Below are 18,931 nucleotides of genomic sequence, written 5' to 3'. Positions count from 1 at the left end.
GCCCGGTCCTCACATCGTCGCGCCGATCTGCCAGGGCACATATTCGGCGTCGCCATAGCCGAGCTCTTCTGATTTCGACCGCTCGCCCGAGGCAACCTTCAGCAGCTTGTCGAAGATCTCGCGGCCCTTCTGTTCCAGCGAGACGCCGTCGAGCACGTCGCCGCAATTGATGTCCATGTCGTCAATCATCTTCTCGTAGATCGGCGTATTGGTCGCGAGCTTCACCGAGGGTGTCGGCTTGCAGCCATAGGCCGAACCGCGCCCGGTGGTGAAGGCGAGGATGTTCGAGCCGCCGGCCACCTGCCCCGTCGCCGCGACCGGATCGTAGCCGGGCGTGTCCATGTAGACGAAGCCCTTCTCCTTCACTGGTTCGGCATAGTGATAGACCGCCGAAAGCGTCTTGGTGCCGCCCTTGGCGGCCGCGCCCAGCGACTTCTCCAGGATGGTGGTGAGCCCGCCCGCCTTGTTTCCCGGCGAGGGGTTGTTGTTCATGCTCATCCGGGCGCGCTCGGTGTAATCCTCCCACCACTTGATGATGCCGACCAGCTTCTCGCCGACTTCGCGCGTCGCGGCGCGGCGCGTCAGTAGATGCTCGGCGCCGTAGATCTCGGGCGTCTCGGAGAGGATCGCTGTGCCGCCATGCTCGACGAGGATGTCAACGGCAGCCCCCAGCGCCGGATTGGCGGTGATGCCCGAATAGCCGTCCGAACCGCCGCACTGCAAAGCCAGCATCAGCTCGGACGCCGGCACCGTCTCGCGCACCGCCTTGTTGGCGATCGGCAGCATGGTCTTCAGCGCATCGATGCCGGCGGCGACGGCTTTCTTGGTGCCGCCGGTCTCCTGGATCGTCAGCGTCCGGAAGACGTCGCTCTCGGAAATACCGTAGGCCTCCTTCATGCGGCTGATCTGGAAGCCTTCGCAGCCGAGCCCGACGACGAGCACCGCCGCCATGTTCGGATTGCAGGCATAGCCCCAGGTGGTGCGCTTCAGCACCTCGAAGCTCTCGCCGTTGTAGTCGATACCGCAGCCGGTGCCGTGGGTCAGCGCGATGACGCCGTCGACATTGGGATAATCGGCGAGCAGGCCGGAGCGCTTCACCTCCTCGGCCATGAAGCGCGCGGCCGAAGCCGAACAGTTCACCGAGGTCAGGATGCCCACATAGTTGCGCGTGCCGGCCTTGCCATTGGCGCGGCGGAAGCCCTCGAAGGTTGCCTGCTGCTCGACCGGCAGCACGAATTCCGGCTTCGCCTCGGCAGCGAAGGCATAATCGCGATCGAAGGCATGGAAACCGGTATTGTGCTCGTGGACCCAGTCGCCGGGCACGATATCGGCCGTGGCGAAACCGATGATCTGGCCGAACTTGCGGATCGGCTGGTCCTTGGCGATCGGCACGATCGCCATCTTGTGCCCGCGCGGTATCCGTTTCAGCGCCTCGACGCCCGCCGCGGTCACGCCGAGATCCACGGGATCGACGGCGACGACGACATTGTCGGCGGCGTTGAGCTTCAGCGTGCGGGGCGGCGCGGACTTGTCGAGCATGGCGGGAACCGAAACCTCCGGGCACCGCGACGGCGGCGCGCGCCCCTAGAGATGCGCCCAACCGGCGCTGTTTTCAATCGGTTCAAATGAGGAAACGGCCATGCGCCCGTCGAGTTAATAGTCCAGCCGCGCGCTCAGGCCTGCGCAAATCTCGCCCATCGTTCGCGAGCGCAGGTAGGAGTGCAGGGCGAGCGGCGCGCGGAAGCCGAGCTTGCCGCCCTTGTCCCAGACCGTGACGACCACGCCCCGCCATCCGGCATCCTCGGCCGATTGCCCGATGCGGTCGATGATCCTCTGCTGCTCGCTCCGGCATAGCTCGGAGAACGAGGCCTCGACCGGCACGATCACCATGTCGGACTGGCGGTCACGCGCGAAGGCGACATTGAACATGTGCGTATCCCCTTCCCCTTTTGATGGCGCCGCACTTTTCGCGCTTATCCGAGCCACCAAGTTTACGTATGGGTAACTAAAATGGCCGCGGGCTTCATCCTTCAAATGACGGATGGTCAGGTCCGCATTCAGCCTGCGCGGCCGTTCCGAAATCCGCGTGGTTGCCCAATAACCTCGCAGGGAGGTTTGATGTGGCGAAATGAGCGGCAATCAGCCCTTCTGCCGCCAGACGCTATGGCCGAAGGGCGAGCAACAGGAAGCGAATGACAATGCCGCAGCAGTCGACGGACTTCCCCAACGAACCCGGCCTCGTTTGCGTCGAGCCGGACGAGCGCCTCGTGGTGCTGGCCCGCACCCTCGACGCCAGCTCGGTAGAAGCAAGCGAGGCCCTGGAACGGGCGGCGGGCCAGTGGCGACATTTCGGCGAAACCTGCCTCGGCCGCGCGCTTTATCGCCACAGCTCGATCTTCAAGAGCCAATCCGACGCGCCCGTCTGGAGCCATGCCGAGTTCATCTATTTTCGGGATATCGTTCCCAGCGAAGTCATTGCCGATCTCGTCGGCAGCGTATCGCCAGCCGGCCTCAATTTGCTCCGGGCCGAAATCCTGGTCACGACGCCCGCCTCCTTCGTCTTTCCGCGCGGCTGGACCGGGTCATCCCACCGCCCGCATCGAAAGCCGTCGATCGAGTATCTCGATGTCGCGCCCGCCCATCTCCGCGACTATCGCGAGATCATGCGGCGCTATATCGGCCCTGCGGCAGCGAATCTCGTCGCGATGGGAAAGCTCGGGACGTTCAGGACGATGGAGACGGCCGCTGTCCTGTTCGAAGCCCCGTCGCTTGGCACGACCTGGAACCAGATTCACCTGAGCGAAGTGGATGCCGAGGGGTTTCAAGGATTCGGACAGGAGCTCGACGCGGTGCTGCGCGAGATCGCACCGGATGGCGGCTTTGCCGACCTTTTCGCCGGGCTCGGCCGGATGCGCAGCATTCCCCGCTGGACCCTGAACGATGCCGTGCTGGAGGACGACGCCGGCATCGGCCAATGGAGCACAGCTCGTGCTATCGGCTGAGTGGAGCGGCGGGGGCGAGGGTGGACGTCGGATCGATCGCGCGTTTCCAGAGCGTAAACAGGCCTCGAACCGCGAATTCACCCAACAGTAACCATCCAAGCCGATGTATCTCCTCAGGCCTTCCTGAGAGATACCCCATGCTGACCCGCCGCTCGTTTACCTTTCCCGCCCTGTCCGTCGCGGCGACAGGACTTGCCGGATGCGGGTCGCGGAGCATCGTCGCCCTCCCCGAAATCGGCTCGGGCTCGCTCGGGCAGAGCCCGCAGGGTCTCGCGACCCGCACGCTCGCCAAGCCCAACTACGCCGAGGTCTATACCGACTATCCCGGCGAGCGCTTTCCGATCATGGCGATCGACTATCAGCGCATCGATCCCCGTTACCTCCGGCAGACCGTCGAGTTTCCGCGCGACGAGAAGCCCGGCTCGATCGTGGTCGACCCTGCCGGCTACCACCTCTATTTCGTCGAGTCTCCGCGTGTCGCGACCCGCTATGGCGTCGGCGTCGGGCGCGAAGGCTTCGGCTGGTCCGGCGCGGCCCGGATCAACATGAAGCGCGACTGGGCCGACTGGGTCCCGCCTCCCGAGATGATCGCGCGCGACCCGGCGATCAGGGCCCAGCTCGAGCAGACCCCGCGCGGGCTCGGCGTGCGTGGCGGCTCGAAAAGTCCGCTCGGCGCCCGCACGCTCTACCTCTTCGGCGAGGGCCGCGATCTCGGCTACCGCATCCACGGCACGTTCGAGCCCTACACGGTCGGCACCAACGTCTCATCCGGCTGCATCCGGATGATCAATCAGGACATCGCCCATCTCTATGCGCGCGTGGCGCCGGGCACGCCGGTGACGGTGCTGCCCGTCTGACCTGCGGGCAAGATGAACGGCAGCCAACAGGCCTGTTCAGGTTTCGTTGAGGCGCCGCGTGGTTTGATCGCCATCGAAAGGAGTTTGCCATGCGCAAGCTGTTGATTTTTGCCACGATTGCCGTCGGGAGCGCGCTCGCCGCACCGGCCATGGCCTCCGAAGCTTTGCCGAAAGCACTGGCCGAGCGCCTCGACAAGGCGCCTGCCGAGTATTCCTGGTCGGCCGCGGCCGAGCGGCGGCACATGATCATCCAAGAGAACCTGCGCCAGGAGCGCTATGATCGCCGTTACGGCTACGGCCGGGGCTATGGTCCGCCGCGCGGCTATGGTTACGGTCCCGGCCCAGGCTGGGGCCCGCCGCCGCCGCGCTATTATCCGCCTCCGCCGCCTCCGGGCTGGTGGTGATCTCAAGAGCGACGGGCAACCGTCGCTCTTTTTCGTCTGCATCGTCGCGCCGTCGACACAAGCTGGCGCTTGCCAGCGGAGCCCCGTGACGGCAATCTCCGCCCGGCTATCGAGTTTAACGCGTGCATGCTGGAGCAAGGTCTCGCCAGGCAGCAGGACATGGGAAATCCCGGATCATGATCATGGACGGTAGGAATGCCGGTGCCGGCGGAATGGCTTCGCTCGCGCGCCGGTCTGGGCTTGTCGATCGCCGCTCGTTCCTGGTCGGCTCGGCGGCCGGCCTCGGAGCGCTCGGGCTCGGCGGCTGTGCCGCGACCGACGGCATGAGCCTCGCCGAGGCACAGCAGACCTATGGGCCGGTGCCCGACAAGAAGTTCGCCATTCCCGCCGCCGACATCGCCAAGGTCGATCCGAAGTACTGGCGCCGCACCGTCCGCTACGAGACCAAGGAAGCGCCGGGCACGATCATCGTCGATCCCGCCAACTACTATGTCTACCGCATCGAGGACGGCGGCAACGCCACTCGCTACGGCGCGAATGTCGGCCGCGACGGCTTCCGCTGGAACGGCGACGCCTATGTCGGCCGCAAGTCGGAATGGGCGACCTGGACGCCGCCGCCGGAAATGATCAAGCGCCAGCCCGAAGCGGCGAAATATGCCCGCGGCATGCCGGGCGGACTCGAGAACCCGCTCGGCGCCCGCACGCTGCACCTCTACCAGAACGGCAAGTACACGCTCTACACGATCTATGCGTCGAGCGACGAGGAATCGATCGGTTCCGGCATCACCAGCGGCTGCGTCGGCCTGCTCAGCCAGGACATGATCGACCTCTACGACCAGACGCCGGTCAAGACGAAAGTGGTCGTCCTGCCGGCCTGAGCCAAGGACATCAATGCGGATAGAAGGGGCGGCGCCGGAGCGCCGCCCTTTTTCATGGGAGGATGGCGTCATGTCCGTTGCCGTGAGACTGCGCGCCGTTGCCGGCATCTATGGCGTTGCACGGCTCGGCCCGGCCTCGCCCATCCCGAACTGGTTCGACGGTCCCGGCTTTTCCGCATTGATGCGCGCCGACGACGAATTGACGCTCGTCTGCCTGCAGGAGCGGATACCTGACGCCGTCGAAGCGGAGAGGAACTGGCGCTGCTTCCGCAGCCTCGGGCCGATCCCCTTCAACGCGACCGGAATCGTGCAGGCGCTGATTGAGCCTCTATCCAGCCAGGGCATCGGCGTTTTCGTGGCTTGCACCTTCGACGGCGAGCATATCCTCGTCGCCGATGCCGATTGGGAGAAATCCCAGGACCTGCTCGAACAGGCAGGTCATGTCTTCATATCCTAGAAGCTGCCGTTCCGGCGAAGGCGATCAGCGCCTCCTTTCGACATGACCGATCTCATTATTCGCGCCGCCGAGCCGGCCGACCTGCCCGCGCTGCAGGCTCTCTATCGCCACCTCTTCCCGGATGATGCGCCCTGCCCTGGCGACAAGGCAGCGGTCATTCTGGAGAAGCTGCGGAGCTTCGAAGGGAGCGCCGTCCTGCTCGGCTTCCTCGGTAGCGATCTCGTCGCAAGCTGCACCGTGATCGTGATCCCGAACCTGACGCGGGGCGGAACGCCCTATGCGCTGATCGAGAACGTCGTCACAGACACGGGCCATCGCAATCGCGGGCTGGGAAAGACGATCCTGAAGGCCGCCCTCGACCGCGCCTGGGCAGCCGGCTGCTACAAGGCGATGCTGATGACGGGTTCGAAGAAGCCGTCCACGCTGGCGTTTTACGAGGCAGCCGGCTTCGAGCAGTCCAAGACCGGCTTTCAGGCCAGGCGGCTCCCAGTTCGCGCGGAATAAGGCGCGAGCCGCACGATCCTGCGTCTCTCGACTCAGCGCAGCAACATCCGCAGCTTCGCCAGCGCCGATGAATCGGCCTCGTGATAGTCGATCATCGTGCGGAAGGCGCCCTCGCCCGTCATCAGATAGACGTTGGCGGTATGGTCCATGGTGTAGCCGCCATCGACGGGGACCTTCTTCGCATAGGCCTTGAAGCCTGCGATGACCGCATCGACCTGCGCCTGCGAACCGGTGAGACCGGTCACGCCCGGATCGAAGGATTGCAGATAGAGCGCGAGCTGCGCCGGCGTATCGCGCTCCGGATCGACCGTGATCAGCAGGATCTTCAACCGCGCGGCATCCGCCCCCAGCTGCCGGGTCAGGCCGCCCAGCCGCAGGAGCGTGGTCGGGCAGACCTCCGGGCAATGCGTGAAGCCGAAGAACACAGCGAGCGGGCTGCCGCGGAAATCGACATCGGTCACCGCCTTGCCGGTGTGGTCGGTGAGCGAGAACGCGCCGCCGATCGCGACCGGCTGCTCCGTCCGTGTGCGTTCCGACATCCACCAGCCCATCAGGATCGAGGTCGAGACGAAGCCGACGATCAGGACGAGCGCCCAGGCTCCATAGCGCACCAGCTTCAGCATGGCCGGCCGACCCAGCGGCTCACCCGGCGCTGATAGGTGAGATAAGGTACGCCGAGATCGCGGCGCAGCACGCCCTCTTCGATCCGCACCTGCAAGGCGATGGCAACGAGCACCGCGAGCGCGAATACCAGCTCGACCACGCCCGGACGGACAAGGAACAGGCCGGTGAACAGCAGCGCCTGGCCGACGAAGGCCGGATTCCGCGAGAAGGCGAACGGACCGCTATCGACGATCGCACCGCTCTCGCCCTCGGCCGCACCGATGCGCCACGAGCGCCCCATATGAAGCTGGGCCCAGAGCGCCAGTCCCGCGCCGCTGACCGTGAGCATGAGACCGGGAAGACCGGACAGCATGCCGAACGCCGCCTCCCCGCCAAGAAGAGCGCGAACCGGCGGCCAAAGCACGCTTCCGGCAAAGCCGAGCTTGAACAGGAGCGCAGGCAGACGCTGCGATCGGCTGCCGCGCGTGAAGATCCAGACCGGCTGGCCGCTCGCGCGCGCCTGCTTCAGCGACAGAAACAGGAAGGCTCCGACATAGCCGAGCGTGATCAGATAGGCGGCAATCTCGGTCTTGGACAAAGCGGTCTCCGGCTCACGGCGGCAGCGGGACCTCTCCTCTACAAGCTGAAGTCACTAGAGCTTCAAGCCCTAATCGGAAGCGAATCTCAATGGCGCCCGATGCCGCAGGCGTAAGCTCCGCCCAACGAAAAACCCCGGCCTTTCGGCCGGGGTTCGCAAACGCAACTGAACTCACGGAACATCGGCAGCCTTTCGGCCGCCGGCCGGAATCACGCCTTCGGAGCAGCCGGAACGGCCTTGGCAACGATGCCTTCGAACGGCTTGTAGGCGTCCTTGGCGAGAGCGGTGTAGAGCTCGCCCATCTTGGTGAGCTGGGCGACGGCGCCCTCGAACGAGGTCTTGATGAAGTCGGCCTGGATCTCCAGGGCCTTGTCGAAGGTCTTCACGCCAGCGAGCTTCTCGAGCGTGGCGGTGCCGGCCTCGAAGGACTTCTTGGCATAGTCGGTGGTCTCGACGGCGATGGTCTGCACGCCCTTCGAGGTGGCGCCGAAAGCCTTCAGGGCCGCATCGACGTTGTCCTTGGAAGCCTTCTGGATGGTCTCGAACTGCTGGATCATGGGTCGTCTCCTGGCACTCTGCGGTGCCGCCTCAGGTGAATGGGCCAGGATGGCCCGATACGCTGCCCCAAGGTCGTGTGACCGTGATCACCACCGGGGACTGACCGCATATTGTGCATTGCAACATGAATGTCAAGAGAACGCTGCAATGCACCAAACGCAGATCGTTCCACTGGCAACCGTTCAAGTTTTAACGGCTCCGTAACCGCAACCGCCTAACCTCTCCAACTGTGTCCCCTGCGCCACGATGAGCCAGGCGCGGGATCGGCCCATGGTTGTGTGTTCGAGGCGGGTTCATGTTGTCTGGTTGCGTTGGGTTGCGGCGGCCGCGTCTGCGGGCCGTTGCCGGTCTGATCGGTGTCGTCGCCGTTGCGGCCACGATCGCTTCCTCTCCAGCGGAGGCGCGCAAGCGCCGTCATGCCGGCGGTGGCGGCTACACCCCTCCCTATGCCGCGATGGTGGTCGACGCGAAGACCGGCCGCACCTTGCATGCAGTCAACGAGGATGCCGCGCGCATCCCGGCCTCGCTGACCAAGGTCATGACGCTCTACATGCTCTTCGAGCAGATGGAGCGTGGCCGCTTCACCATGGATTCCGAGCTCAAGGTCTCGTCCTATGCGGCCTCGCAACCGCCGACCAAGCTCGGCCTGCGCGCCGGCTCGACCATTGCGGTCGAGGACGCCATCAAGAGCATGATCACGCTTTCGGCCAACGACTCCTCTGTCGTCGTCGCCGAGAACATCGCAGGTTCCGAGGAGGCTTTCGCCGAGCAGATGACGCGTAGGGCGCGCTCGCTCGGCATGAGCTCGACCCGCTTCTACAACCCGCACGGCCTGCCCCATTCCCCGCCGAACCTGACGACGGCGCGCGACCTCACCATCCTCGCCCGCGCCATCCAGGAGCGCTTCCCGAAATACTACCCGCTCTTCTCGATGCGCGCCTTCCAGTACGGCAGCCGCACGATCCGCGGGCATAACCGCCTGCTCGGCAAGGTCGAGGGCGTGGACGGCATCAAGACCGGCTACACCCGCGCCTCCGGCTTCAACCTGATGACCTCGGCCAAGTCGGAAGGCCGGCATGTCGTCTCGATCGTGCTCGGCGGCCGTTCCGGCGCCTCGCGCGACAAGATCATGACCGATCTCGTGCTGGCCAGCCTGCCGCGCGCCTCGACCAGCGGTCGCTCCTCGGTGATGGTCGCCGAAGCCCCGGAGCCGGAAGAGCGCCCGCGTTCGATCCAGCAGGCCGCCGTGGCCGAGCCCACGCCGATCCCGGTGCCGCGTCCGCGCCAGCAGCCGCAGGTTGAGGAGCAGCCGCCCCTCCCGGCCGCCGCCCGCGCCTATGCCCCGATGCCGACCACCACGCCGATCGCGCCGCCGCGCCCGGTCTCCGTCGGCGCCCAGCCCGTCCAGCTTTCCGGCATGCGCCCGGTCGCGGCCACCACGACGCCGTCCGCCATGCGCTGGTCGATTGGCGCCCAGCCGGCCGACGCCAAGGTCCTGCGCCCGCCGGCGAATGTCGACGTCACCTCCTCGATCGCCAGGGCGCCCGAGCCCGTCGCCGAGCCGGTGAAGGTCGCCGAGGCCAAGGTTGAAGTTCCCGCCGCCCCGGCCGCCCGCAAGGTCGAGGCCGCCCCGGCCAAGGTGCAGGCGCCGGAACCCGCTCCCGCGATGTCGCATCAGGCGGCGATCGTCGCCTCCGGCAAATGGGTGATCCAGCTCGGCGCCACCGACGACGAGGGCAAGGCCAAGGAAATCCTGGCCCGCGCCAAGGCCAAGGCCTCCGGCTCGCTCGCCAGCGCCTCGGCCTTCACCGAGAAGGTCGCGAAGGGCGGCTCCACCCTCTTCCGCGCCCGCTTCGCCGGCTTCGACGACTCGAAGGATGCGCAGAATGCCTGCAACCAGCTGAAGCGCGGCGGCTTCTCCTGCTTCGCCACCCGCAGCTGATCAGGGACCCGGGAAAGGAGTTCACGACATGTCGCAGACCCACTCCCCAACCCCTTCGCTAGCGCTGCTTCAGAAGGACGTCCTTGGCCTGGTTGACGCGAGCGGCAAGGCCGCTGGTGCCCCCGGCATCCGGGTGGATGCGCTTCATCAGGGCCCGATGGGCTTCGCGGACCGCCTCCTCGCCCGCCCCCGGCTGAAGCCCCAGGATATCGTAGGCCTCCTGCTGCGTCATCGCGCCCGCGCCCGGCGCGCCGCGCTGCCCCGCGTCGCCATCACGCTGAGCGTTTTCACGCCAGCCGGGCGTCCGGCGGTCGAGATATGCCTCTAGCAGCCGCGCCCCATCCGGATCGCGCGTGAGGCAGTCCCGCATCAGCGCGGAAAGCTCGGACATATCCAGACTGTCGAGCCCGCGCCCCCCATAGGGGCCGGCGGTGACGCTGCCGGTCATCGCGCCGCTGTCATGGTCGAGTTCCATCTCCAATAGCGCCGACTTGACCTTGGAGGTCGCGCCCGGCGTCGGGCCGGAGCGATCAGCCCAGGGGAAGCGGATGCCGCCCGGCCCGGTCGCGCTCCAGCCGAGCAGCCAGGCACCGACGCCGCCGAGGAAGATGGCCAAGTCCATCCGGCCGCGCACCATCAGCAACCCGGCAACGCCGAGCGCGGCGACGCCGCCGCCGGTCTTCGCCAATCGCGCCAGCACCTTGGGATTGGCCCCGGCGAAGAGCTTCACCAGCCACCAGACCAGGATCAGCACGGCAACGCCGTAAAGCAGGCTCACCGTCGCCCTCCATCCATCGCGGCGATCAGTCCCTTCACCGCTGGGGTCGAACCCGCCAACCTGAGCATCGCCTCGCGTCCGCCGGCCGCATAGGCCGCCGCACCGCGCAGGAGATCGAGCAGGGAGGCCGGCGCATTCACGTCGAAGCGGGCATGGGCGCCGCCGGTCAATCGCGCGATCGCGGCGAAGGCGCCGCTCGCGGCCGGATCATCCCCCTCCTGGAAGACGAAGCCGCGGATGCCGCGCAGGCCGAGTTCGCCGGCAAGCGCCGCGAGCGCATCGACATCCTCCTCCATCGCATCGCCGACATAGACGAACGCGCGCACCGGCACGGTCCTGGCCTCGTCGCGGATATGGCGCAGCACGCGCGCGATCTGGGTCTGGCCACCCTCGCAGGCGATGCGGCGCATCAGCCCGGTCAGGCGCGCCGGCTCGCCGACCCAGCCGGAAGCGCGGCACTCGCCGATGCCCCGGAAATAGACGAGCTGCACCGCAAGCCCGCCGCTTTGCGAGGTCGCGTCGAACATCCGGGCCTGCAGCGAGCAGGCGAGGTCCCAGGTCGGCTGGCGGCTCATCGTGGCGTCGAGCGCGAAGACGAGCCGCCCCGCCTGCCCGCTCGCCAAGGGCGCGAGCTGCTTCGCCGCGCCAAGAAAACGGTCGATCTCGCCCGGCTGCGAATGCGTCGCCGGCGCGGTCGTTCCCGCCTTGCCGACGGCCCGGTCCTTCCTCTCGCTCATCGGCCCCTTCGTTCCGCCTGAATCATCCCTTTGTCCAAGATATTGGCCATGGCGGCGGCATTTGCTACCCGTGCGCCGAACGGAGGGCGCGCGAATGGCTGGAATCACGGTTTTCGAGACGGTCGCCGCGATGCGCGAAGCCGTCGCGGGCTGGCATGCGGCCGGCGAAAAGGTCGCGCTGGTGCCCACCATGGGCGCGCTGCACGAGGGCCATATCGCGCTGGTCACCGAGGGCCAGCGCCATGCGAGGCGGGTGATCGTCACGATCTTCGTCAACCCGACGCAGTTCGCGCCGCATGAGGATTTCAAGAAATACCCGCGCACTTTCGACGATGACTGCGCCAAGCTCGTCGCGGCCGGCGCCGACGCGGTGTTCTTCCCCTCGGTCGAAGAGATGTATCCCGCCGGTTTCGCGACGCGCGTGCTGCTGCTCGGCCCGGCCGCCGTCGGACTGGAGGACCGCTTCCGCCCGACGCATTTCGAGGGCGTCGCTACAATCTGTTGCAAGCTCTTCACGCAGTCGCGTGCCGATTACGCGATCTTCGGCGAGAAGGACTACCAGCAACTCAAGGTCGTGACCCGCATGGCCGCCGATCTCGATCTCGGCATCAGGATCATCCCGCTGGCGACGATCCGCGAGGCGGACGGCCTCGCGATGTCCTCGCGCAACCGCTACCTCTCGGAGGAGCACCGGGCGCTCGCGCCGCTGCTCCAGCGCGTGATGCAGGATCTCGCCGCGCGCATCCGCAACCGCGACGACCTGCTCAAGGCGGTCACCGACGCGCAGAACGAGATCATCGGCGCCGGTTTCGAGCTCGACTATCTGGAAGCGCGCCATGCCGAGACGCTGGCACCGGTCGCCTCGCTCGCGGACGGGCCGATCCGCCTGATCCTCGCGGCGCGCATCGGCAGCACGCGGCTGCTCGATAATATTCCGGTGTGAGGCCGCCTAGAGCAGCCCCAGCCCCGCCAGTTCGCGCCGCAGCTCCTCCGGCATCTCGCCGACATCGCCGCCATGCTCGGAGAGGTCGCGAGGAGCGTCCTTGACCTGCAGGTAGCGCCAGCCCTGGAAGGGCCGGAACGGACGCGGCTCGACCGGCACCACGACCGGCTCCATCACCAGATGGCAGCGGCCGATGCCCTCGCCATCGGTGAAGGGGCGGATATCGGTGAGACGCTGGCGCGCCGATATCTGGCCCTTGATCACCCAGTAGAGCGAGCCGCCATCGAGGATCTCCTCGATCTTCTTCGGCACCATGCGCGTGGTGTGCAATTGCTCGGCCGGCTCGCCGCGGGCGCGGCGCTGCGCCTGACGCTCGGCGATCCAGTCCTCGAGGTCGCTGATCGATTCCGCGCCGACGCAGAGTTTGAGCAGGTGTAGGGGCATGGCCGCAAAATAGGCCTCGGAACGCCAGCCGGCCAGCCTCCCCGTTTATTCTCCACAGCCCGGCGTCAACCGCGATGCGCGGGCACGTCCATGACGGGGTGCATATCGAAAATGTCGCCGTAGAAAGGTTTGGCCAGCCCCGGCTCGGCGGTTAGCATGTTCGCCACGATACGCTTCACCGTCATGCTCATTTCCTCGACAGGCTACGGACGCTCCATCATGCGCGGACTTGCAGGCAAGGTCATTCTCGTCACCGGTTCCTCGACCGGCATCGGCTTCGCGATGGCCGAACGCCTCGTCGCCGAGGGCGCCAAGGTGCTGATCCACGGCCGCGATGCCGCTGAGGTCGAGGCAGCCGTCGCCCGGCTCGGGACGGCGACGTCAGGCGCGACCGGCGATCTCGCGGAGCCCGCGACCGCCCAAGTCATCGTCGATGCCACCATCGCCGCCTTCGGCCGCATCGACGGACTCGTCAACAATGCCGGCATCTATCCGCGCGGCATCCTGACCGAGGCCACCGCCGCCTTCTTCGACCATATGTTCGCGATCAACACCCGCGCGCCATTGCTCTGTGCGGAGGCTGCGATCCGCGCCTTCCGCACCCAGAAATCGCCCGGCGCCATCGTCACCGTCGGCTCGATCAACGCCTATTGCGGCCTCTCGAACCTCACGGTGTATTCGATGTCGAAGGGCGCGCTGATGACGATGACGCGCAATCTCGCCAATACGCTCGGCCCCGAGCGCATCCGCGCCAACCAGCTCAATGTCGGCTGGACCTGGACCGCCAACGAGGACGCGACCCAGCAGCGCGAAGGCCGCAAGCCCGGCTGGCAGAACCACCTGCCATTGCGCGACGCCCCGACCGGCCGGATCATGCAGCCGGAGGAGATCGCCGCCCACACCGCCTTCTGGCTCTCGGAGGATAGCGCGCCGGTCTCCGGCCAGATCTACGAGGCCGAGCAGTTCCCGGTGATCGGTCGCGGATGAGCCCGGTGTCCGGGGCGGTTTTCGATCCCTGGCTCGCCCGCTGGGGCCTCGTCGCCGACGGCGAGCCGATCAGGACGCATGCCAGCCACCTGCTGCCCGTGCTGCAGGGCGGCGCGCCCGCCATGCTGAAGCTGCCCGATGCCGAGGACGAGCGGCGCGGCTACCTGCCGCTGGAATACTGGAACGGCGACGGCGCCGCCCGTCTGCTCGCCCGCAGCGGGAACGGCGAGGCGATGCTGATCGAGCGTGCCACCGGAAAGCGCTCTCTGGCCGCCATGGCGCGCAGCGGTGCCAAAGGCGACAGCGAAGCCACCGCCATTCTTTGCGACGCCATCGCAGGTTTGCAGAAGCCGCGCGGCCCGGCTCCCGACGGGCTGATCCCGCTCGACATCTGGTTCAAGGACCTGTTTACGGCAGCGGCAAAGCATGGCGGCCTGCTCGTTCGCGCTGCGATGGACGCAAGCACGCTCCTGCCCGCCCAGCAGGAGATCATGCCGCTCCATGCCGATCTGCATCACGACAACGTCCTCGACTTCGAGGAACGCGGCTGGCTCGCCATCGATCCGAAATCGGTGATCGGCGACTGCGCCTTCGAATACACGATCCTGTTCTGCGATCCCGATCTCGCCGATCCCGAACCTCCTGTCGCCATCGCGCCCGGCGCCTTCGAGCGGCGGCTGGAGATCGTGCTGGCGAAATCCGGGCTCGACCGGGAACGCCTGTTGCGCTGGATCATCGCGTGGTGCGGCTTGTCGGCAAGCTGGTTTCTGGAAGACGGCGACCCGCTGGCGAAAATCAATCTCGCCATCTTGAAAAAGGCGGCCGTGGCGCTCGTCGACTAGCCCTCCCGTTGCTCCAACCCCCGTTATCCCGGGCGAAGCGAAGCGAAGGCCCGGGCTTCATGCCTGAAGCGCTCCGGAATGGATCCCGGATCGGCGCGGCTTCGTCGCTTGTCCGGGAGGACGGGAGCGAGGGCCCAGTCAGACCCTGAATCAAAATCTCAACAGGAAACCGCAAGCGACTCGACCGACTCACGAAACAGGAATCGCGCAACCCGGAGCGAGCTGCATCGACAAGCTCGCGCGAAGCGTTGACGCCAAAGGCCATCAAAATAAGATACCCCTGACGCAGCGTAATGCATCAGGGGGGCTTCAATGCGCATTCTCATTCTGGCCGCGATGGCCCTCGTCAGTGCTTCCAGCACCGCCAACGCTCAAGACAAGCCCGTCCCGAAAGCTGAGCTTCAGAAGCTCATCGGCGGGAAGTCGGTGGCGATCGGTTCGTCATCCGCGTCCTATGGCGCCGATGGGCGCTATACCTTCAACGGCGGCAACCCCGGCAAGTATCGCGTTGACAACGGGCGCATCTGCGTCGATTTCGACTCCGGCCAAGCCCGCTGCGACAGGATCGTCAAGGATGCCGGCAATTACTACCTGATCAACGGACAGGGCGGCCGCTTCCAGTTCAGACCCTGACCGCCCCCGGTCAATCTCCCAGCACGACCACCTTCGCGCCTTCCGCCACCTGCGCGCCGGGCTCGCCCACGACCTCGCTGACCGTGCCGTCGCGCGGGGCGGTCAGCACATGCTCCATCTTCATCGCCTCGACGATGGCGAGGCGCTGGCCCTTGGTCACGGCCTCGCCCGGCGCCACAAAGAGCGCCACCAGCTTGCCATGCATCGGCGCCTTGACCACGCCGCCCGAGCCCGCCGCCGCATCGAGATCGACGCCGAACGGATCGAACAGCGAGACCGCCGTCTGGCGGCCGCGATGCAGCGCGAACCATGTTCCGCCCTCGCCCTCGGCCAGCGCGATCTCGTGCTCGCCCTCGCCGATCTCATGACCGGGCAGGCTGACGCGCGCATCGTCGCCATGCCATTCGATCCGCGCCTCGACGCGCTCGCCATCGACCATCAGTGGCAGGCCGAGCGGCTGGCGCGGCATCAGCGAGAAGGCGTCGGGATCGAGCCAGGGTGAGCGGGTTTCGCCCTCCGCCCGGCCCGCCGCCGCGATCATGCCCGCCGCCTGCCGCTCCTCTTCGAGCTGCAAGGCCGCCGCCGCCACCGCTGCCGCATCGAGCGGCTGCGGCTCGGCGCCGAGCGCGCTGATATTGCGGTCGATGAAGCCGGTATCGAACGGCCCCTTCCGGAAGCCCTCCGCTTCCGTCAGCTTCTTCAGGAAGGCCAGATTGGTGCGCGGGCCGGCGACAACCGTCTCGCCCAGAGCCGCGCCCAGCCGATCGAGCGCCACATCCCTCGTCGGACCGTAGGCGATCACCTTGGCGATCATCGGGTCGTAGAACGGCGTCACCGTATCGCCGGCCTCGACGCCGGTATCGATGCGGATGCCCTCGCCTTCGGGGAATTGCAGCGCCCAGAGCTTGCCGGTCGAAGGCAGGAAGCCCTTCTCCGGGTCCTCGGCATAAAGCCGCGCCTCGACGGCATGGCCCGTGGCCGAGACATCGGACTGCGTGAAGCCGAGCGGCTCGCCGGCCGCGACCTTCAACTGCAATTCGACGAGATCGAGCCCGGTGATCGCCTCCGTGACGGGATGCTCGACCTGAAGCCGCGTATTCATCTCCATGAACCAGAAGCCGTCGGCCTTCAGGCCGTCACGTCCATCGGCAATGAACTCGACCGTGCCGGCCCCGACATAACCTACGGCCTTCGCGGCCTCGGTCGCGGCCTTGCCCATGGCGGCGCGGACCTCGGCGCTCATGCCCGGCGCCGGCGCCTCCTCGATCACCTTCTGGTGCCGGCGCTGCAAGGAGCAGTCGCGCTCGTAGAGATGGACGACATTGCCGTGGCTGTCGCCGAAGACCTGGATTTCGACATGGCGCGGCGAGAGCACGTATTTCTCGACCAGTACGCGGGCATCGCCGAAGGCGTTCTTGCCTTCGCGCTGGGCGCTGGTCAGGGCGTCCGGAAAATCTTCGGCCCGGTCGACCTTCTTCATGCCCTTGCCGCCGCCGCCGGCAACCGCCTTGATCAGCACGGGGTAGCCGATCCGCTCGGCCTCCTTCGCCAGGAATGCGACATCCTGCTCGGCGCCGTGATAGCCCGGCACCACCGGCACGCTGGCCTTCTCGACCAGCGCCTTGGCAGCGTCCTTCAGGCCCATCGCCCGGATGGCCGAGGCCGGCGGACCGACGAAGACGATGCCGGCCGCCGCGCAGGCATCGGCGAATTCGGCGTTCTCGGAGAGGAAGCCATAGCCCGGATGGATGCAGGCGGCGCCCGCCTCCTTGGCGACGGCGAGGATCTTGGCCGCGTCGAGATAGCTCTCGCGGGCCGGGGCCGGGCCGATATGGTAGGCCTCGTCCGCCATCTGCACGAACAGCGCCTCGGCATCGGCATCCGAATAGACGGCGATGGTGCGCAAGCCCAGCCGCCGGGCGGTGCGGATCACCCGGCAGGCGATCTCGCCGCGATTGGCGATCAGGATGGAGGGCAGCTTGGCGGCGATCGTCATGGCGGCGGCATCCTCAGGAGACGTGCCGCCTTTATAGCCCGCCCGTGGCGTCTGTCTGCGCCTTGTTGCGCAAACCGGATTGGGACGCTTCCGAATTCGCGCTCCACCGCAGCGAGCGCCAGATCGCCCATGTCGCCTGGAAGCAGATGCCGGCGACGACGAGATCGAACAGATATTCCGGCCAGCGCACCGGCGCGACTCGCGCGGCGAGCCCGACCAGAGCGAAGCCCGTCGTCGAGATCGTATCGTTGCGGCTCGACAGCCAGGTCGCCTTGATCACCGGGTTCTGCTCGCGCCGGAAGCGCCAGAGCGCGGCGACGACGAAGAAGGCGATGACGATGGCGCTCGCCGCCGCGAAGCCGAGCGTCCAGATTTCGATCGGCCTTGGCCGGACGATCTTGTCCCAGAGATCGTAGAGCGTGTGCAGCCCGGCCACCGCCATGACGGCGCCGATCGCGACCGCCGCCAACCGCTCGATCCGCGCATCGCGGCCGAAGACGATCGCGGCGATGCCGTAGAGCGCGACGTCGTAGACCCAGTCGACGCCATCCTTGAAGAGCTGGGCATTGCCGATGGCGAGCGCCCAGACGACGGTCGCCACCGCCTGGATCAGAATGCCGAGCGCGATGCCCCAGATGGTGAGCGTATAGGCGCGGGCGACGGCAGGGCTCGGTACCGAGCCTCCTACACCATCATGGTCGGGCTCGCCCCGGCCAGCCATGCCTTGCTCCGCTGTGACCACCCTCACCCCTGTCATCCCGGACAAGCCGCGCAGCGGCGCCGATCCGGGATCCATGCCGGAACAGAAATCGGCAAGGCTCAGGAATGGATCCCGGGTCTACGCTGCGCTGCGCCCGGGACGACTGGCAAGAGGGGAAGCCTGTCCGCTCAGCCGCGCCCGACGAGCGGCGCCTTGGTCGCCATTACCGTGACGAACAGCACGTTCGCCTCGGGCGGCAGGCCGGCCATGTGCAGGACGGTCGTCGCGACATGCTCGACATCCATCACCGCCTCGACCTTGATCGAGCCGTCCGCCTGCGGCACGCCCGTCGTCATCTTGCGCGCCATCTCGGTCAGCGCGTTGCCGATATCGACCTGACCGACGGCAATGTCGTATTTGCGCCCGTCGAGCGCGGCCGTCTTGGTCAGGCCCGAGATCGCATGCTTCGTCGCGGTATAGGCGACGGAATTCGGCCGCGGCGCATGGGCCGAGATCGAACCGTTATTGATGATGCGCCCGCCCTGCGGCGTCTGCTCCTTCATCGCCTTGAAGGCGGCCTGGGTGCAGAGGAACGGCCCGGTCAGGTTGGTATCGACCACCTTCTGCCAGTCCTCCAACGAAAGATCCTCCAGCAGCACGCCGCCGGGCGCATTCACGCCGGCATTGTTGAAGAGCACGTCGACCCGGCCGAAAGCGTCCTTCGTCCTGGCGAACAGGTTCTCGACCGAGGCCTTGTCGGTGACATCGGTCGGCACCGCCAGCGCGCGGCCCTTGTCGACGCCGGAGAGCTGAATCGTCTCCTCCAGCGCATCCGCGCGGCGGCCGGCCAGCACGGTGCGATAGCCGTCCTTCAGGAAGGCGATGGCGACCGAGCGCCCCACGCCCGAGCCGGCGCCGGTGATGATCGCGACCTTGTTATGTCCCGCCATGCGTTTCCTCGTATTTCCCTGGGCCTAAATCGTTTGAGATGGCGCCCGACCATAACGGGCGAAACCGCTCGGGGGAACCATGGGAGGGCCCGCATTCCATGCGCTTGCCGCCCGCCAG

At 66.9% G+C, this 18,931-nt stretch carries 22 protein-coding genes; 11 read left to right on the top strand and 11 right to left on the bottom strand.

Translation table 11 applies throughout. The features are described 5' to 3' along the window. Window positions 1-9 precede the first annotated feature (9 nt). The gene (locus WFK61_RS14210) at window positions 10-1,539 is read right to left on the bottom strand and encodes a UxaA family hydrolase (RefSeq protein ID WP_336812651.1); all 1,530 of its coding nucleotides are present in this window, start codon (window positions 1,537-1,539) and stop codon (window positions 10-12) included. Between the two features lie 114 nt (window positions 1,540-1,653). Further along, complete coding sequence (locus WFK61_RS14205; RefSeq protein ID WP_336812650.1) at window positions 1,654-1,929, bottom strand: hypothetical protein; 276 nt, start codon at window positions 1,927-1,929, stop codon at window positions 1,654-1,656. A 269-nt stretch (window positions 1,930-2,198) separates the two neighbouring features. On the opposite strand from WFK61_RS14205, the gene WFK61_RS14200 reads away from it, so the two are divergent. The 6 genes from WFK61_RS14200 (at window position 2,199) to WFK61_RS14175 (ending at window position 6,102) form a co-directional block, all read left to right on the top strand. After that, complete coding sequence (locus tag WFK61_RS14200) at window positions 2,199-3,002, top strand: hypothetical protein (RefSeq protein WP_336812648.1); 804 nt, start codon at window positions 2,199-2,201, stop codon at window positions 3,000-3,002. Window positions 3,003-3,139: 137 nt separating this feature from the next. Then, entirely contained in the window at window positions 3,140-3,859 is a 720-nt protein-coding gene (locus tag WFK61_RS14195; RefSeq protein ID WP_336812646.1) for a L,D-transpeptidase, read from the top strand. An 89-nt stretch (window positions 3,860-3,948) separates the two neighbouring features. Next, window positions 3,949-4,263 carry a hypothetical protein gene (locus tag WFK61_RS14190; protein ID WP_336812644.1) on the top strand — a complete coding sequence of 105 codons (315 nt, stop codon included), beginning with the start codon at window positions 3,949-3,951 and terminating at the stop codon, window positions 4,261-4,263. 176 nt (window positions 4,264-4,439) lie between these two features. Next, window positions 4,440-5,141, top strand: a complete 702-nt coding sequence (locus WFK61_RS14185) for a L,D-transpeptidase (RefSeq protein ID WP_336812643.1) — start codon at window positions 4,440-4,442, stop codon at window positions 5,139-5,141. Window positions 5,142-5,211: 70 nt separating this feature from the next. After that, a complete protein-coding gene (locus tag WFK61_RS14180) occupies window positions 5,212-5,598 on the top strand; it encodes an ACT domain-containing protein (protein WP_336812642.1) in 387 nt (128 codons plus the stop codon). Window positions 5,599-5,640: 42 nt separating this feature from the next. Further along, window positions 5,641-6,102: a GNAT family N-acetyltransferase gene (locus WFK61_RS14175; protein WP_336812641.1), complete on the top strand. Its 462-nt coding sequence runs from the start codon at window positions 5,641-5,643 to the stop codon at window positions 6,100-6,102. 32 nt (window positions 6,103-6,134) lie between these two features. On the opposite strand, the gene WFK61_RS14170 is transcribed toward WFK61_RS14175, so the two are convergent. The 3 genes from WFK61_RS14170 to WFK61_RS14160 form a co-directional block, all read right to left on the bottom strand. Beyond that, a complete protein-coding gene (locus WFK61_RS14170; RefSeq protein ID WP_336812640.1) occupies window positions 6,135-6,725 on the bottom strand; it encodes an SCO family protein in 591 nt (196 codons plus the stop codon). Next, window positions 6,719-7,303, bottom strand: coding sequence for a methyltransferase family protein (locus tag WFK61_RS14165; protein ID WP_336812638.1), 585 nt, complete (start codon window positions 7,301-7,303; stop codon window positions 6,719-6,721). The genes WFK61_RS14170 and WFK61_RS14165 overlap by 7 nt, the downstream gene beginning before the upstream one ends. A 209-nt stretch (window positions 7,304-7,512) precedes the next feature. Next, on the bottom strand, window positions 7,513-7,860 hold the full coding sequence (locus tag WFK61_RS14160) for a phasin family protein (protein ID WP_336812636.1): 348 nt from the start codon (window positions 7,858-7,860) through the stop codon (window positions 7,513-7,515). A 296-nt stretch (window positions 7,861-8,156) separates the two neighbouring features. Here WFK61_RS14160 and WFK61_RS14155 point away from each other — a divergent pair, with 296 nt between their 5' ends. Beyond that, window positions 8,157-9,803, top strand: a complete 1,647-nt coding sequence (locus WFK61_RS14155) for a serine hydrolase (protein WP_336812635.1) — start codon at window positions 8,157-8,159, stop codon at window positions 9,801-9,803. A gap of 58 nt (window positions 9,804-9,861) precedes the next feature. On the opposite strand, the gene WFK61_RS14150 is transcribed toward WFK61_RS14155, so the two are convergent. Together WFK61_RS14150 and WFK61_RS14145 are read right to left on the bottom strand one after the other, a co-directional pair. Beyond that, window positions 9,862-10,581 (bottom strand): DnaJ domain-containing protein, encoded by a 720-nt coding sequence (locus tag WFK61_RS14150; protein WP_336812633.1) that lies wholly within the window; start codon window positions 10,579-10,581, stop codon window positions 9,862-9,864. Next, entirely contained in the window at window positions 10,578-11,318 is a 741-nt protein-coding gene (locus WFK61_RS14145) for a VWA domain-containing protein (protein ID WP_336812631.1), read from the bottom strand. The genes WFK61_RS14150 and WFK61_RS14145 overlap by 4 nt, the downstream gene beginning before the upstream one ends. Window positions 11,319-11,412: 94 nt before the next feature. Between WFK61_RS14145 and panC the strand changes: the two genes are divergently transcribed. Next, entirely contained in the window at window positions 11,413-12,261 is an 849-nt protein-coding gene (panC, locus tag WFK61_RS14140) for a pantoate--beta-alanine ligase (RefSeq protein WP_336812629.1), read from the top strand. A 6-nt stretch (window positions 12,262-12,267) separates the two neighbouring features. Here the strand turns inward: panC and WFK61_RS14135 are convergent, their stop codons facing one another. Further along, window positions 12,268-12,705, bottom strand: a complete 438-nt coding sequence (locus WFK61_RS14135) for a DUF1489 family protein (protein WP_257735158.1) — start codon at window positions 12,703-12,705, stop codon at window positions 12,268-12,270. A 219-nt stretch (window positions 12,706-12,924) separates the two neighbouring features. On the opposite strand from WFK61_RS14135, the gene WFK61_RS14130 reads away from it, so the two are divergent. The 3 genes from WFK61_RS14130 (at window position 12,925) to WFK61_RS14120 (ending at window position 15,167) form a co-directional block, all read left to right on the top strand. Further along, window positions 12,925-13,692, top strand: a complete 768-nt coding sequence (locus tag WFK61_RS14130; RefSeq protein WP_336812627.1) for an SDR family oxidoreductase — start codon at window positions 12,925-12,927, stop codon at window positions 13,690-13,692. A 5-nt stretch (window positions 13,693-13,697) separates the two neighbouring features. Beyond that, on the top strand, window positions 13,698-14,534 hold the full coding sequence (locus WFK61_RS14125; RefSeq protein ID WP_442896303.1) for an aminoglycoside phosphotransferase family protein: 837 nt from the start codon (window positions 13,698-13,700) through the stop codon (window positions 14,532-14,534). Window positions 14,535-14,846: 312 nt separating this feature from the next. After that, complete coding sequence (locus tag WFK61_RS14120; protein WP_336812623.1) at window positions 14,847-15,167, top strand: hypothetical protein; 321 nt, start codon at window positions 14,847-14,849, stop codon at window positions 15,165-15,167. A 10-nt stretch (window positions 15,168-15,177) separates the two neighbouring features. On the opposite strand, the gene WFK61_RS14115 is transcribed toward WFK61_RS14120, so the two are convergent. From WFK61_RS14115 to WFK61_RS14105, 3 genes are all read right to left on the bottom strand, one after another. Further along, window positions 15,178-17,163 carry an acetyl-CoA carboxylase biotin carboxylase subunit gene (locus tag WFK61_RS14115; protein ID WP_336812621.1) on the bottom strand — a complete coding sequence of 662 codons (1,986 nt, stop codon included), beginning with the start codon at window positions 17,161-17,163 and terminating at the stop codon, window positions 15,178-15,180. A 31-nt stretch (window positions 17,164-17,194) separates the two neighbouring features. After that, on the bottom strand, window positions 17,195-17,884 hold the full coding sequence (locus tag WFK61_RS14110) for a cation efflux transmembrane domain-containing protein (protein WP_336812619.1): 690 nt from the start codon (window positions 17,882-17,884) through the stop codon (window positions 17,195-17,197). Window positions 17,885-18,051: 167 nt separating this feature from the next. Beyond that, window positions 18,052-18,813 carry an SDR family oxidoreductase gene (locus WFK61_RS14105; protein WP_336812617.1) on the bottom strand — a complete coding sequence of 254 codons (762 nt, stop codon included), beginning with the start codon at window positions 18,811-18,813 and terminating at the stop codon, window positions 18,052-18,054. Window positions 18,814-18,931 lie beyond the last annotated feature (118 nt).

Source organism: Allobosea sp. MMO-172 (genome assembly GCF_037147855.1).
GTDB lineage: Bacteria > Pseudomonadota > Alphaproteobacteria > Rhizobiales > Beijerinckiaceae > Allobosea.
Note: the sequence above shows the minus strand (reverse complement) of the source record. Positions and strands in the feature narration are given on the sequence as shown.